The sequence below is a fragment of the Shinella zoogloeoides genome (genome assembly GCF_022682305.1).
In the GTDB taxonomy this organism is placed as follows: Bacteria; Pseudomonadota; Alphaproteobacteria; order Rhizobiales; family Rhizobiaceae; genus Shinella; species Shinella zoogloeoides_B.
The window spans coordinates 43639-59196 of the sequence record NZ_CP093531.1 but is presented as its reverse complement, the minus strand read 5'-3'; the positions used below and the strand labels follow the sequence as shown (position 1 = coordinate 59196).

Annotated in this window: 10 protein-coding genes and 3 pseudogenes; 7 read left to right on the top strand and 6 right to left on the bottom strand. The window is 63.7% G+C overall.

Annotated elements, in window-relative coordinates; genetic code table 11:
• Positions 1-377: 377 nt before the first annotated feature.
• Positions 378-611 (bottom strand): annotated as a pseudogene (locus MOE34_RS24405) (hypothetical protein); the annotation flags it as partial.
• A gap of 232 nt (positions 612-843) precedes the next feature.
• On the opposite strand from MOE34_RS24405, the gene MOE34_RS24400 reads away from it, so the two are divergent.
• The 5 genes from MOE34_RS24400 (at position 844) to MOE34_RS24380 (ending at position 7024) form a co-directional block, all read left to right on the top strand.
• A complete protein-coding gene (locus MOE34_RS24400) occupies positions 844-1941 on the top strand; it encodes a LacI family DNA-binding transcriptional regulator (RefSeq protein ID WP_242225171.1) in 1098 nt (365 codons plus the stop codon).
• Between the two features lie 192 nt (positions 1942-2133).
• Entirely contained in the window at positions 2134-3042 is a 909-nt protein-coding gene (locus tag MOE34_RS24395; RefSeq protein WP_347342771.1) for an ABC transporter substrate-binding protein, read from the top strand.
• Between the two features lie 72 nt (positions 3043-3114).
• Positions 3115-4635: a sugar ABC transporter ATP-binding protein gene (locus MOE34_RS24390; protein WP_242225167.1), complete on the top strand. Its 1521-nt coding sequence runs from the start codon at positions 3115-3117 to the stop codon at positions 4633-4635.
• Positions 4632-5657, top strand: coding sequence for an ABC transporter permease subunit (locus tag MOE34_RS24385; RefSeq protein ID WP_431522467.1), 1026 nt, complete (start codon positions 4632-4634; stop codon positions 5655-5657). The genes MOE34_RS24390 and MOE34_RS24385 overlap by 4 nt, the downstream gene beginning before the upstream one ends.
• A gap of 20 nt (positions 5658-5677) precedes the next feature.
• On the top strand, positions 5678-7024 hold the full coding sequence (locus MOE34_RS24380; protein WP_242225165.1) for a hypothetical protein: 1347 nt from the start codon (positions 5678-5680) through the stop codon (positions 7022-7024).
• Position 7025: 1 nt separating this feature from the next.
• Here MOE34_RS24380 and MOE34_RS24375 read toward each other — a convergent pair whose 3' ends face one another.
• From MOE34_RS24375 to MOE34_RS24360, 4 genes are all read right to left on the bottom strand, one after another.
• The gene (locus MOE34_RS24375; protein WP_242225163.1) at positions 7026-8222 is read right to left on the bottom strand and encodes a DUF2817 domain-containing protein; all 1197 of its coding nucleotides are present in this window, start codon (positions 8220-8222) and stop codon (positions 7026-7028) included.
• A 117-nt stretch (positions 8223-8339) separates the two neighbouring features.
• On the bottom strand, positions 8340-9440 hold the full coding sequence (hisC, locus tag MOE34_RS24370; RefSeq protein WP_242225179.1) for a histidinol-phosphate transaminase: 1101 nt from the start codon (positions 9438-9440) through the stop codon (positions 8340-8342).
• A gap of 70 nt (positions 9441-9510) precedes the next feature.
• Positions 9511-10611, bottom strand: a complete 1101-nt coding sequence (locus MOE34_RS24365) for a 2Fe-2S iron-sulfur cluster-binding protein (RefSeq protein WP_242225161.1) — start codon at positions 10609-10611, stop codon at positions 9511-9513.
• 11 nt (positions 10612-10622) lie between these two features.
• On the bottom strand, positions 10623-11669 hold the full coding sequence (locus MOE34_RS24360; protein ID WP_242225159.1) for an aromatic ring-hydroxylating dioxygenase subunit alpha: 1047 nt from the start codon (positions 11667-11669) through the stop codon (positions 10623-10625).
• A 124-nt stretch (positions 11670-11793) separates the two neighbouring features.
• On the opposite strand from MOE34_RS24360, the gene MOE34_RS24355 reads away from it, so the two are divergent.
• Entirely contained in the window at positions 11794-12738 is a 945-nt protein-coding gene (locus MOE34_RS24355) for a LysR substrate-binding domain-containing protein (RefSeq protein ID WP_242225178.1), read from the top strand.
• 53 nt (positions 12739-12791) lie between these two features.
• Positions 12792-13013, top strand: a pseudogene (locus tag MOE34_RS24350) (IS6 family transposase); the annotation flags it as partial.
• Positions 13014-13072: 59 nt separating this feature from the next.
• Here the strand turns inward: MOE34_RS24350 and MOE34_RS24345 are convergent.
• Positions 13073-15064: pseudogene (locus MOE34_RS24345) on the bottom strand (Tn3 family transposase); the annotation flags it as partial.
• Positions 15065-15558 lie beyond the last annotated feature (494 nt).

Here is a 15558-nt window from a genome sequence, read left to right as displayed (position 1 = left end):
CCCTGTCGCGCGCGAAGATGCCGCAGACGGAAAAACGCCGTCGTTCAATTGGTTTCGCAGAGCTATCCGGTTGCGGCGGCATTGCTATATTACCTCGCGGTTCTTGTCCGCGTCCACCATAAAGCGGGCGAGTAATTTTCTATACGCCAATTTGCAGCTGCATTGGGATCCAAGGCGGAGTGAAACCCTAGCCGAACTGTGACCGACGGGCAGGAAGCTGTTGTTCTCAAACAGATCGATAACCGCCAGCGCCTGTTCACGCTCGATGCGAGGGTCTCGGCGGCCAACCGCGACATCACAAAGACGGGCCTCAGCGGGGTTCATCGCACCGCTTCTCTCAGATCGCTTCTGCCATGCTAAGCCTCTGCCGATTGATTCTAGACCCCATGGCTTCGGTCGTAACCGTTCACCTGTGGCTGTTTCCATCCCCGGGGCAAAGCCTTTGCCCGGTAGATATCAGCGACCAGCGGATAGCAGGCCGCGGAATCAGATGAATGCTCCGCCGAGCAATCGCCGCCAGGGCAGGCCGACATTGCGCCGAGGAGATCGATCTCGGCAAAGAACTCAAGATAATCGCCTGGCCGAACCGGACTCGCCTTCATGAAGTACTGGCTGTCAACGGCCGACTTTTGCTCCGCCCCGTGGCCGGTTTTTACTCCGCCGTTGACACCCGACATGTCATTTATGGAGGCACCATTCCCACAGGTTGAGACTTCCGGGGCGGTGGTGATGCGGCAGTGCGGATCACACAATTTATTGAGTCATCAAAACACTGTGTTGACAATTTCCTCGGAGTACGGTTCTTTACCTAAATGTTTAGGTTTGGCGCGCCGGGAGGATGTAGTGGCACGTTCGACGATGCGCGACATCAGTCGCGTCACTGGATTTTCGGTCTTTACCGTGTCGCGGGCCTTGAGTGGGGGCGATGGCGTCTCCGAACAGAGCCGCGAGCAGATCCTCAAGGCGGCGCGCGACCTCGGCTATGTGGTGAACCGGGCGGCGCAGGAATTGCGGCGTGCCAAGCGGGATTCCGTCGCGGTCATCACGGCGAGTACGTCCAACTCCTATTATCTCGACCTCATGGGTGGTATCCAGCAGGCGCTGGCTCCGTCCGAATGGACAGTGGTCATCGGCGACGTGGCGGTGGATGGCGCCTATGACGCGCGGCTCGAGGCGCGCATGATTCAGCGGCTGATCGAATCCCGCACGGCCGGGGTGATTTCCACGTTGACACTGCAGCCTGCGCACACTGATCTTCTGGCGAAATGGGATATTCCGGTCGTGTTCGTCGACTCGTCCCCGCCGCCGGAAGCCGCTCATTTTCCGAGCGTGACGACGAACAACCACGAGGCCAGCCTCGTCGTGGGGCAGCATCTGGCCGAACACGGCTACAAGGACTGGCTGTTTCTCGTCTATCCCTCGAAATGGTCATCGCGCTTCGGGCGCGAGAGCGGCCTTCGCGAGGCGGCGCGCCTGCATGGCGTCAACCTCGTCGTGCTGGAGACCGCCAACGACGCGGCCTCGGCCCGCGAAACGCTCGCCCGGCAACTAGACGGCCGCGCCGGCCTGCCGCGCGTGGTGATCGCCGGCAACAACCCGCTGCTGCTCGGCGCGATGGGCCTCCTGAGGGAGCGTGGGATACGCATTCCCGACGACATGGCCGTGGTCGCCTATGACGAGTTCGCCTGGTCGGCGCTTACCGATCCGCCGATCACCTTGCTCAACGAGCAGAGCGAGGAAATCGGCCGGCGCGCGGCGATGATGCTGCGCGATATCATCGAGGGACAGGAGGCGGCCGAGCGCAAGGGCAAGTCCCCGAGCCCGGTCTACCTGCCCGAGCACCGCCAGCAGGTGCCGGCGAAACTGACGCTGCGCGGCTCGTGCGGATGCGTCGCGCAGGACGGCGACGTCGTCAAGAAAGGATCCTTCCTGGCGGCTTGAACGGTTCCCCTGCCGGGAAGGGCAAGATTCCCGCGATCAACCTAAACGATTAGGTGATTCGCCGGCGCATGAAATCGCGGTGATCGTCGCGATCCGATCGTCAAGGAGGCTGTCCGTCACATCACGGCGGACGATCAAATGGAGGAAACCATGCAATTCAAACCCTATATGCGGCTTGCCGCGACGGTATCGATGTTCGCCCTCGGCGGCCTGCTCCTGGCCCAGCCGGCGGCCGCTCAAGAGGCGCCGAAAAAGATCGAAAAGATCGGCCTGATGGTGCAGGACATGTCCAACCCGTTCTTCTCGGCCATGACCAAGGGCGCGGAAGATGCGGCCAAGGCGATCGGCGCGACCGTCAACACGCAGGATGCGCAGCTCGACCTTGCCAACCAGAACACCCAGATCGACGCCTTCATCCAGCAGGGCGTGAACCTCATCGTCATCTCCGCCGTGGATGAAGCCGGCATCGAACCCGCCATCCTGCGCGCCAAGGAAGCCGGCATCATCGTCATCGCCGTCGATACCCCGGCCAAGGGCGCCGATGCCGTGGTCATGACCAATGCGGTGCAGGCGGGCGAGCGTTCCTGCGATTATCTCTTCAAGCAGATGGGCGGCAAGGGCGAGGTGCTGCTGGTGGACGGCACGCCGATCCAGACGATCATCGACCGCATCGCCGGCTGCAAGAACGTCGCCAAGAACTATCCCGATATCAAGATCGTCGGCCAGCAGGCATCCAAGAACGACCGCGCCTCGGGCCTTGCCGTCACCACCGACATGCTGACGGCCAATCCCGACGTCACCGGCATCTTCGGCATGAACGACCCGTCGGCGCTGGGCGCGGTCCTTGCCGTCGAGCAGGCCGGCAAGGCCGAGACGATCAAGGTGACGGGCGTCGACGGCAGCCCCGAGGCGGTCGAGGAGCTGAAGCGCGAAGGCTCGCCCTTCATCGGCACGGCGACGCAGAACCCGGCCGAAATGGTACGCCAGGCCGTCAAGGTGGCGGAAGCCATGGCCGCCGGCAATCCGCCCACTGAGAAGACGATCCTGATCGAGAGCGTGCTCGTCGACCGGCAGAACGTCGCCCAATATCCCGGCTGGTAAGACGCGAAGCGCTCAGCCCGGCCGGAAGCGATTTCTCCCCCGCTTCCGGCCCCCCACACGAGGCACGATGACATGTCCCATCATCCCCTTTTGACCCTTGAAGGCATTTCCAAGCGGTTCGGCGCTACGCTCGCGCTGAACGACGTGCGCTTCGATCTGCGGGCAGGCGAGGTCCATGCGCTCATGGGCGAGAACGGCGCCGGGAAATCGACGCTGATGAAGATTCTCGCCGGCAATATCGAGCGTGATGCCGGTGCGATCCGCATCGACGGGCAGGCGGTCGATATCCGCTCGCCGCGTGATGCCGCCCGGCACGGCATCGCCATCATCCATCAGGAATTGAACACGGTGCCGGAGATGACGGTCGCCGAAAACCTGGCGCTGGGTCGTGAGCCCAAGACCCGTTTCGGCATGCTCGACCGCGCGCTGATGGAAAAGGACGCGCGCGACAAGCTGGCGCGCATCCATTGCTCCATCGATCCGCGCCGCAAGCTCGGCTCGCTCAGTGTCGGCATGCAGCAGATGGTCGAGATCGCCCGCGCCGTCGGCGAGAATGCCCGCGTTCTGGTGCTCGACGAGCCGACCGCGGCCCTGTCGCGCGCCGAGGCGATCGAGCTCTACAAGCTGATCGACCAGATGCGGGCGGCCGGCGTCGGCATGATCTACATCTCCCACCGCATGGAGGAAGTCTGGCGGCTTGCCGACCGCGTCACCGTCTTCCGGGACGGCACCTATGTCGGCACGGGGACGCGCGAGGAGATCAGTCCGGCGGACGTGGTGCGCATGATGGTCGGCCGCACGGTCGCCGATCTCTATCATCACGAGCTGCGCGTCGCGGGGCGCCCGTTGCTGACGGTGAAAGGTCTCGCAGGCGCCGCCGTCGGTCCGGTGGACCTAACGGTCCATGCCGGCGAGGTCGTCTGCATGGCGGGCCTCATCGGCTCCGGCCGCACCGAGGTCGGCCGGCTGATCTTCGGCGCGGATGCGCGCATGCAAGGCCATGTCGAGATCGGAGGACGCGTGAGCGCCCCGGCCGATCCGACCGAGGCGATTGCCGACGGCATCGGCATGGTGCCGGAAAACCGCAAGGAAGAGGGCCTCTTCCTCGACCACAGCGTCGAGGACAATGTCGCCATCAGCTCGCTCGATCGTTTCGTCTCGACAGGCGTCATCCGCAGGCGGGAGCGGCGCGCAGCCGTGCTCGGCGAGATGGAGCGGTTGCGGCTCAGGCTGAATGCCGTCGACCTGCCGGTCAAGGCGCTGTCGGGCGGCAACCAGCAGAAGGCGGCACTCGCCCGCTGGCTGCTGCGCGATTGCGACGTGCTGATCCTCGACGAGCCGACACGCGGCGTCGACATCGGCGCCAAGCGTGAAATCTACGAACAGATCGATGGCCTTGCCCGCGCCGGCAAGGCGATCCTCGTCATTTCCTCCGATCTGCCGGAGGCGATCGGCATCAGCGACCGCCTGCTCGTCATGCGCGAGGGTCGCATCGTCGCCGAACTGGAATCATCTCGAACCTCCGAAGAAGACGTCATGCTGCATGCCACCGGCACGGCGGCGCGCGCAGCAAATATGGGAGAGCAAGCATGAACAGCGAAGAGACCAATGCGATGACCCCGGCAAAGCCGGCGCGCGAACCGTTCGACTTTGCCCGCTGGTGGGACCGCGTCGGCATCCTGATGGTGCTGGTGGCGCTCGTCCTGCTTATGGCGATCATCGCCCCGAATTTCAACCGCGTCGATAACCTCCTGAACATCGCCCGCGCGATCTCCATTAACGCGATCCTCGCGGCGGGCATGACCGTGGTCATCCTGACGGGCGGAATCGATCTGTCGGTCGGCTCGACCGTCGCCGTATCTGGCGTGGTCGCGGTGATCGCGGCCATTGCCGGCGTGCCGGCGCCGCTCGCCGTATTGCTCGGCATGGCGGTCGGGGCGCTCTGCGGACTCGTCAACGGCTGGCTCACCGCCTATCTCGCGCTCGCGCCGTTCATTGTGACGCTCGGAACCATGACCTTCCTGCGCGGCCTTGCCTATACGATCACCGACGGCCAGCCGATCGTCTCCTCCAGCCTCAATTTCCGCGACCTGGGCAACGGCTATGTCGGCCCCATCCCGGTTCCCGTCATCGTCATGGTGGTTGTCTATGCGGTGATCTGGTTCGTGCTGGAACGCACGCGCTATGGCCGGCACGTCTATGCCGTCGGCGGCAATGCGGAGGCGGCGAAGCTCGCCGGCGTCAGGGTCAAGCGGGTCATCACGTCCGTCTATGTGCTGGCCGGCGCCTGCGCGGGGCTCGCCGGCGTGATCTTCGCCGCTCGTGTCATCTCGGCCCAACCGACGGCGGGTACGGGATACGAACTCGATGCCATCGCCGCCGTCGTGCTCGGCGGCACCAGCCTTGCAGGCGGGCGCGGGCGCATCGTCGGCACGCTGATCGGCTCGGTCATCCTCGGCGTTTTGAGCACCGGCCTTATCCTGCTCAACGTGCAGTTCTTCACCCAGCTTCTCATCAAGGGCGTGGTGATCATCCTTGCCGTCGCCATCGACAGCCTCAAGCAGCGCCCGTTGTTCCTGCGTGCCGGCGGGCCGAAGACGCCGGCGAAATCCTGATCCTTTCCGGAGATATTCCCATGGCCCATTCCATCCTGATCACCGATCCGCTCGAGGGCGCCCGCGATCATGAACCCGTCGTGTTTTCGGTCAAGGCAGAGCTTGCCGAGCCGCTCTGGTGGGCGCGCGACGACAAGGGCGAGCGGGTGCTCTGCCAGCGCCTGCAAAGCGCTCCCGTGCACGGCGAGACGCGCTTCATCTGCGTGCTCAGCTTCACCGGCACCTGCCGGCTGACGCTGGAGGAACCGTGCCAGCCGTCCGAAACGCCGGCCGGCATTACCGCGCTCGCGGGCAGGGAAGCAGATTGCTTCGTACGCCTCGATACCGGCGCCTTCGACCTCGAACTGTGCGCGGGCACCGCCCAGGGCCTCGGCTCCTCGAAATGGGGCATCCGGCATTTCAAGGCGCTGGCGGACGGCTTCGAGCTGCTGCCATCCGGCAACAATGCCATCGGCGGCTTCTACGGACCGTTCTTCACGCCGGAAAACGGGCTGATCAACCCGCCGGAACACACCAGGGTGCGGATCGAAACAGTCGAACAGGGACCCGTCCTGCACCATTATCGCATGCACGGCCTCATTCCGGACGGGCTGCTGGAGGAGTTGAAGGGCAAACGCTTCGCCATCGACTGGAAATTCACCTACGACACGCCCTGGTTCCAGCGCCGCTATGACGTCGACCCGTTCCAGACCGTCATCAACGGCCGCTCCGTGACAAACAAGATCACGGTTGGCGACGAATTCGAGGGTGGCAAGGGCGAACTGGTCTTCGACCGCTTCGCCGCCTTCGGCGGGACACGGTACCGGGCGGGCGATCCCTATGCCGGCGAACTGGTCGACATGGTCGCCGACACGGTGGCCAACTCGAAGAACCAGAGCCAGAAGTTCGAGGAATTCCGCGCCCATCTCGCGGATATCGAATCCGCCCATTGGGACCTTTATTGGCGGCTCTTCTGCATCTGGGAGGGCGTATTGGGCGAGGCGGAGTTGCGCGAACGGCTCGCCAGGGTGCGCGTCGCCTCCCATGTGAAGGCTGATCTGGGCGATCGGCCGTGGATCCTGACGGGCCAGCCGGTCGACGTTTCCGCTGTGCCGCACGAGACAATCTTCCCCGGCCCGGCGGATAAGACCGTGGAATATCACGAGGCGAGCGGGCGGGCGATGATCTGGTGGACGTCCAAGCCCTCGGGCGCCTTCCAGATCGTCCAGAGGCGCCAGTCCGGCTGGGTGAACTGGGGCAGCAACGGCGAGAACGAATGCCCCGAACTGCCCGTCGGCGTCGATATCAAGACCGCCTACGGTCCCTTCGCCGACCGTTGGGAAACGGTCGCGTTGCAACTCGAAACGCCCCCTCGAGCCGACGGCTAGCCTAGCCTCGGCCATTGACGTCCGGATGGGCGACGACGGTCACCGCTGCTGCTGCCGGAACGGTCTTTTCCGGGCCGGCACCGCCGACCGTCTTGAGGTCGGCGAAGGCGCGGTCGAAATGGCGCAGCGACGCGGCAAGGCATGCGCGCTGCCAGTCTGCGTCTTCGGGAATGAAGGCGGCGCGCAGGGTTTCCTTGATCCTGCCGCCGAGCGGTGTGTCGACCTTGCCGAACAGGTGAAGCCAGTTGTCGGCCTGCACTGCGTCCGAAACGGTGGCGCCATCAAGCGTGCCGCATTCGACCACAAGCGGCAGGACACGGGCCTTCGGCAGCGCGGTTCGCACGGCCGCCGAAACATAGCCGGTCGCGGTCGCGGCAATGCCGGTATCCGTTGTTGCGTTTGCGCCGGTGACGACGATGGAAAGGGCAGGGCCGAAGATGCCGCGTCCCCAATCCAGGCCAGCATGCTCGCTTTCGGCGACGGACAGCAGCGCCGGATAGCCATAGGGACCAGCGCCCGTGTGCAGGTCGAAAACGACGACCTCGGTCGCCTGCTGCGCAAAGGTCGTGAGGATGTCGATCAGGGTGCGGTTGGACCACACAGGGCCGTCGCCGCCATAGAACAATCCATCCGGAAAGTCATACTGACCGGCTTCGATGATCGGAGCGAGGCCGGCATAGCCGCCGGACCGCCGCTTGGCCTCCTCATAGGTCTCCACGGCCGTGTCGTGTGCCGGTCCTTCCAGCACGGGACAGACGAGCGCGCCGTGCAGCGTGCCATAGCGCTCGTTTTTTGGCGGCGCTTTTTGCCAGTCGATGAAGTTGCGGTTGAGGTCGACATTGTCTTCATTCAACCGGCGCGACCACGCGGTGCCCCAGGGGTTGATGAGGTGGATGGCGAGGACGGCGGTATCGTCGGGAAGCTGCCAGGGCGTGTTCTGGGAGAGCCAGGCGGTCTGGCAGGCCGAACCGAACGGACCTTCGACCCCGTGGGTGCCGGAAATCAGCACCATGAGCTTGCGGGCATCCTCGCGTCCGAGATAGGCGACATCGGTCGCAAGCCGCTCGCCATCAGGGCCATGCAGCGGGTGCAGATACTCGACGAGGCTCGCCCCGGCGGTGCGTGCCGCGGCGAGGAACCGGGTACGCAGAGCGGAATAGTCGCCGGAAAACAGACCGGATGGCGTCAATGAGGACATGCGATGGGGCTCCCGGTTCGCTTTGGGCAGACTTGCGTTTGCGCTCATGGTTCGTTCCCTCGGGCCGTGGATCGGCCCCTGTTCTGTCTTGTCTGATCGGGGCGGCGCTGCAGCGCGTCACTCCGTGGCGAGAGCGCTCAGCGCCTCGATGAAACGGTCGTTTTCGGAGCGGCTGCCGATCGTCGCGCGGATGAAGGTTTCGTAGCCGGCTTCCTTCCACGGCTTGATGATGATCCCCTTCGACAGGAAGTGATCCAGCGCCGCCCGGCTGTCCCAGCCGACATCGATGAAGAGGAAGTTCGTCTGCGATCCGGCGACGCGAAAGCCGAGGGCCGCGACGCGCTGGGAGACCCGCTGCCGTTCCTGCTTCAGTGCGGCGACCGATGCGTGCATCCACGCTTCGTCCTCCAGCGCGGCAAGGGCGGCAGTCTGCGCGGCGGCATTGACGTTGAACGGCGTCTTGGCCGCGGTCATGGCGCGCGCCAGGCGCAGGTCCGACGTCACGGCATAGCCGACACGCAGACCGGCAAGCCCGTAGGCCTTGGAAAAGGTCCGCAGCACCACCCAGGCGAGATCGGTCTTTGCGAGGGCGGCAAGCCCGTCGGGAGTGTCGTCGTCGGTGAACTCGAAATAGGCCTCGTCCAGCACGAGCAGCGTTTGTGGCGGAACCGCCGAGAGAATGCGCGTGAGACCGACACGGTCGAGCGCCCGCCCGACGGGATTGGACGGCGACGAGAGGAAGAAGATCGCCGGTTTGCGCGCAAGCATGGCGACGATTGCGGGGATGTCGAAATCCAGGTCCGCCCGCATGTCAACCTTCTCGACCCGCGCGCCGTTGGCGAGCGCCTCGATCTCGTGCAGGCCGAAGCCGGGACAGAGCGTCGCGACGAAAGCGTCGGGACGAAGAATGGCGCGGCACACGGCGGCAATCATTTCCTCCGAGCCGTTGCCGACGACAATGCGGTCCGCGGGAACGTCGAGCTTGTGGCTGAGGGCCGTGCGCAGCGCCGTGCAGGCCGGGTCGCAATACCGCGCCGGATTGAGGCCGGCGAGGGCGGCGGCAACCTTCGGCGAACAGCCATCCGGGTTCTCGTTGCTGGCAAGGGCGGCGATGTCCTGCCGGCCGCTGTGTTTCTGCGCGGCGGCGATATTCATGCCGGCATTGTAGGGCGGCAGCCCGGCGACATGCGGATTGAGCGGAATTTCGTCTCGGAGCATTTTCGTCACGGGTTCTCCTTCGGGTGGCGAGGCACCCCCGGTTCAGGCAGCAGCCTCTTGGTCACCGTCGCTACAGATCGAGCACGAGCGAGGATTTCGGCCGGGTACAGCACAGCAGCACCCGATCCTTCGGCATCACGTCGAGCGGCTCCTCGAAATAGTCGACCTCTCCGGAAACGAGGCCCTGTTCGCAAGTTCCGCAGACCCCCGCCCGGCAGGAGAATTCCGGCTCGATGCCTTGTCTCTCCAGGAAGGCGAGGATGGATTCACTCGTGTTGTCCCAGGCGAGCCTGCGCCCGGATTTCTGGAGGACGATATGCGGTCCATCGCCTGCGGGGGATTGGTCAGCCGCCGACGGTTTCACGGGTTGCGGTGTTGTATGCGCGGCTTCCGTGAGAAGGCTTGCCGGGCCGAAGAATTCATAAGCGATGCGTTCCTTGCGGATGCCGAGGCCGGTGAGGATGCCATAGAGCGCCTGCATGAAGGGCGGCGGGCCGCACATGTAGATGTCGTAGTCGTCGAGCGGCAGAAGCTCTTGGAGCGTGGCGCGCGTCAGGAACCCTTCGGAATGGCACCGCACTGCGTCGAGTTCGGCGCTTTCCGCAAAACGGTAGCAGAAATGCACGGTGATGCCGGGCCTGAGGGCGGCAAGCTGTTCGACTTCGCTGCGCAGGGCATGGACGGCCCCGCTGTCGCAGGCGTGGATGAACCAGACGGGACGGTTGCTTTCCCGTGCCAGCACATCGAGCATCGAGACCGTGGGCGTCAGCCCGACGCCGCCGGAAAGCAGCACGACGGGCCGGCTGCTGGCGGTGTCCAGCTTGAAGGCGCCGCGCGGCAGGTCGATTTCGACGACGGCGCCGGGCTCGATCTCGTCATGCAGCCAGCACGAACTCACACCCGCCGGCACGTCCCGCGACGGTGCGGCCTCACGCTTCACGGTGATCCGGTACGTGCCTTCCTCGCGCGGCGACGAGGAGACCGTATAGTTGCGCAGGACATGGCCACCCTTGCCGTCGGGAACCCGTATCGTGAGGAACTGTCCGGCCTCGAACGGCCGCCAGTGCTGCCGGTCGAGAGGGGCAAGTCGGAAAGATGTGATGGTGGTGCTTTCACGCACCTTCGAGATCACCTCGAAGTGGCGGAAGCGCGAGGCCGCGGCGTCCAGCATTCGGGCGATCCTTACTCAGCCGCCGCGGTGGCAGGCCCGGCTTGCGCCTCGGCGGCGATCATCTGGGCGAGCTTGCGGCGGAAGCGCATCGGGCCGACGTCGATCTTCAGGTCGAGGTTCGGCGTCTGCATGTTCGCCATGCCGTGATGGACCGCTTCCAGCACGACACGATCCTCCTCGAAGGCGCCGCGTACGGACTTGGCGAAGCTCTCCGAGACCTTGGGATCATTCGGCGCGAAATTGCGCATCTGGAACCAGTAGTATTTGGTGCGGTTCTCGTCGACCGGCGTCATGAAGTTGTAGCTGTCCATAAGGAAGGTGTTTTCCGGCAGCGCGCGGCCCTCGCCGCCCGTATGGGCCGGTGCGAAGATCGCCTTGATGATGGCGTTGCTCGGATAGCGGACCTCATAGTGCTGCTTGCGGTCCGTATTGCCCTCGAACTGCAGGAAGGGGGCATAAAAGGGCGCCGGTTCGGAGTCGATCATCCAGCGCCAAACGGTCACTCCATCGTCCTTCACGGTCGTCTCCAGCGGCGTTTCCTCGCAGGCCGAGCTTGCGAAGGACGACTGATGGACCCAGGCGACGTGGGACGGATCGAGCAGGTTGTCGGTCATGTAGAGGTAGTTGCAGTTGAGCGTCATCGACTCGCCGCGATTGATGCCCCAGGCCGGGTCATCGAAATATTCGACCTCGAAAATCTCCTTCGGGTCCGCCTTGTCGGCATCGCCCATCCATATCCAGAGCAGGCCGTAGCGCTCGTGGACGGGATAGGACCGCACCTTGGCAACATGGGGAATGCGCTCTGCACCCGGGACACGCGTGCAGGTGCCCGAACAGTCGAAGGTCAGACCGTGATAGCCGCATTCCACGTCGTCGCCCTTGATGCGGCCCATGGAGAGCGGCAGCTTGCGATGGGGACAGGCATCTTCGAGCGCGGCCGCGCTTCCGTCCTGCTTGCGGTAAAGCACGATGTTTACACCGAGGATGGTGACGGGCTTCAGCTCGCGGCTAACCTCGTGATCCCAGGCTGCGACGTACCAGGCATTCTTGAGAAACATCTCGCTCTCCTTGCGTTTTGATAAGCGAATGTTCGTTGTTTTCCCGGCGCCAACAAGTTGCCAGCTGCTGCGTTCTATTTTAGAAAATCTAAATTGGGATACGTCGCGGGAGGAATGCGTAACGATGTCGAACCCGTCCTTGCGCGGCTTGCAGGCCTTTGAAGCCATTGGACGATGCGGCTCGGTGAGTGCTGCCGCGGAAGACCTCGGCGTGTCGCCGGGAGCCGTCAGCCAGCTGGTGCGCAATCTGGAGCAATGTCTTGGATTGACGCTTCTGGAGCGGCGCGGCCGGCGGGTGGAATTATCATCCTGGGGGCGGCTGTATTATCGCGAGGTCGCGAAGGGTTTTCAGCAGCTTTCCCACGCCGCCAATGTCCTGACGCGTGCGCGCAACGAAAGCAGCATCGTGCTCAGCGCCCTGTCTTCGGTCGCCAGCCGTTGGGTCAGCCGCAAGATCTTTGATTGGCAATCGCTCTGTCCGGGCTCGAACGTGCGCATTCTCGGCCAGGAGCAGGAGCCCCGCCTCGGCGCGGAAGAGGTGGATTTCCGCATCACCTACGGCCGGCGCTCCTACGCCCACGAACACGTGGCGGCTCTGTTCACAGACTGGGTCGTGCCGGTCTGTTCGCCTGCGCTCATTGCAAACGGCGCTCCGCGCTGTCCGCAGGACATCCTCACGTTTCCACTGCTCAATGTGGAATGGGAAGCGGACTACAAGGCGTCGCCGCAATGGAAGGATTGGGCAAGCCTTATCGATGCCGATGGCCGGCAGACCTTTTCCGGCCTTTCTTTTACCCTCTCGAGTAGCGCCATCGACGCGGCCGCCAATGGGCGCGGATTTGTACTTGCACAGGTTTCCATGGTGCAGGACGAGATTGCCTCGGGCAGTTTGATCGTTCCCTTCGACATTCGTATGAAGCTTTCCGAAAGCTACTATCTTGCCTGGGACAGGACCGCTCTTGAAAAGCCGTTCGGCCAAAGGTTCCACAAATGGCTCCTCGGAATTGCCAGGCAACAGGATCAGTATTCGGCGCCAGCACTTCCAGCAGCCGTCGCGTCATTGCCTTGAAGGGAGGCGTCGCCTTAACCGGCTGGTGCGGATCGAGGCAATAGTCTATCGGCATGACTGACGATGCGTCCGCCCGATACAAACGCCACCGCTTTCCAGCCGAGATCATCGCGCATGCGGTATGGCTCTATTACCGGTTCCCGCTGAGCCTGCGCGATATCGAAGACCTGCTTGCCGAGCGCGGCATTGCCGTCTCGTTTCAGACCGTCTCAGAATGGACGACTAAGTTTGGCCTGAAATTCGCCCACCAACTCAAGCGGCGGTCGATCGGCAACTTGGGGGCGGAACAAGGTCTGTTCAAAATCCTGCGCTAAGCTCGAACGAACCCTGAACATCACGCGGCGCGGAGGATTTTTCTGGCAAGCCGCAAGGGCCTGAAGCCTTCGGACATCTGCTGCTCGGTGTCCCAGGAATAGATGCCGGTGAGATTTATGTGCTCCCAACTGAGGGGCGAGACGTGTTTCAGCAACTCGTCGGGGATATTTCGGCCTTGCTGGCGCAGATGAGCCGTTGCCCGGCTGAGATAGACGGTGTTCCAATGGACGATGGCGCTGACCACCAGGTTGAGACCGGAAGCTCGGAAGGCCTGGCTGTCAAAGGAGCGATCACGGATCTCGCCGCGCTCATGGAAAAAGACGGCGCGTTTGAGCTTGTGAGCGGCCTCGCCCTTGTTGAGCCCGGCCTGGCAACGCCGACGCAGTGCCGGGCTGGAATACCACTCGATCATGAACAGGGTGCGCTCGATGCGGCCGAGTTCGCGCAACGCTTTGGCCAGATCGCTGGACTTCGACGATGCGGAGAACTTCTTGAGGGTCGCCGACGGCGCGACGGTGCGCGTCGTGATCGACGCGGCAAGGCGCAGGAGTTCGTCCCAATGGTCCATGATGAGGGCGGTGTTGATCGGCACGCCGATATGATTTGCCAGCGCCGGATAGATATCGGCCTTCTCGAAGGTGTGCAGTTTCCGGTCCTTGATATTGCGAAGGCGCGGCGCGAAGCGCTTGCCGATCAGGCAGAACAGCGCAAAAACATGATCGCTGGCGCCGCCGGTATCGGTGAACAGCTCTTCGATCTCCAGAACCGTGTCGTGGTCGAACAGGCCGTCGAGCACATAGACGGCCTCGCTTTCGGTCGGGCTGATCGGCAGGATGCTGTAATAGCCGTATTGGTCGGAAAGCCCGCTGTAGAACTTCGAGCCCGGCTCGCTGCCATAATGCAGGTTGATGTCGCTGCGCCCTGCGGCCCGGTCACTGGCGCGGAAGAATTGCCCATCGGATGAGGCTGTCGTTCCGTCGCCCCAGATTTGCGCATGCGGATGGCGGGTATGGGCATCAGTGACGCAGGCCTGCGCGGCCCGATAGGTTTCGGAGCGGGCATGGAAGCTGCGCATCCAGCCGATCTGGTGGGCGCTGATCCCCTTCGACGCCCCGGCCATGCGTTTCGGGCCGAGATTCGTGCCGTCGGCAAGCACGCCGGCCAGCATGGCGGCGATGTTTTGCGGCGCATCTCCCGTCCGGACATGGGTGAACTGGTCGGCAAACCCGGTCCACTCATGCACTTCCCGCAGGAGATCGGGCACCTCGACAAGAGGATACATCTCCGTGATTTCGGCATTGATGGCTTCCGCCGCGGCGGGAATATCGCTGGTATGCGGCGTCACGATCAGCGTGCCGTTTTCCATCCTGACGCCATCGAGCTTGCCGAAACGGGCGCGCCAGGCCAGCCGTTTGAGGTTGACGTCCATCATCTCCCGGACGTCCGCGAGCCAGGCAGCGCAGTCGGTCTGGACACCGAGGCCAAGCTGATCTTGCCCCCTCAGGGCGACAAAGGTTGGCTTCGGCATGAGATCTTCGTCTATCGGCCGGAATGACCGGCTGCCCTCGACCCACACATCGCGCGAATGCAGCCGGTCCCGTAAATGAGCGAAGGTGGCGATTTCATAAAGCCGCCGATCCGGCTTGCCATCCTCGAAGACCAGTTTCCTTTCGTTCGCACCCAGATGGCCGACCGGCACATGATCCGGCAGAACACGGCGTCCCTCCACATAAAGCATTTTCAGGGTCGCGACCGCCGCAAGCAGCGGATCGTGCCGGCGGCGCGAGCGGAACGTGAATGCCTGAAGGAAAGCGCCGGCAAACTTGCGGATGTTTCCATGTTGCTCGGCCGCCAGCACCAGCGGCGAAGCGTTGGCGCTCTCCACCATCGCCTCGAGACCGGGCTTGATCTGCAGCAGCCGATGCCAGCCGACTTGCCGGTTTACCGTCTCGATCGCATCTTCATCGGCATCATTGGCGGCCTGCAAGGCAACGATCGTGTCGAGGAACAGCCACCGCAGGCCTGGCCGGAGCCGCAGGCGGTACCAATGCCGGTACGGGTGGCACGGGTGGTAACGGCGGCAGTTGGGGTACGGCAGGCGCAACAGGGGCCACGGGGAGTGCCGGTAACAAGACCGCCGGTACCGCCGGAAGCGCAGGCGGCGCGGCAGGCCGTGCCATTACCGGCAGCGGCTACACGGTCACCAACACCGGCAGCATCCTGGGAGCTTATTAGGCTCATCTCTCCTATCCTTTCGCCGCCTTGCCAGAGCGGGAGATTTGGCTAGGATGATGTGGTGGTTGCGGCGGTCCTTCCCCCCGCGAAGCCATCCCCGCATGAAGGATATGCCCCCGCTTCGGCGGGGGTCTTTTTTGAACGGCCTCGTCACACCTTTGCAAAAAAGGCCTTCCGCACGAGGGGCTTTCGTACCACCCCAAAAATTCCTGAATTTCGAGACATGGAACGATTGTCCGTGTCTTCCATTCCCTCTCCAAAGGAGTTGGC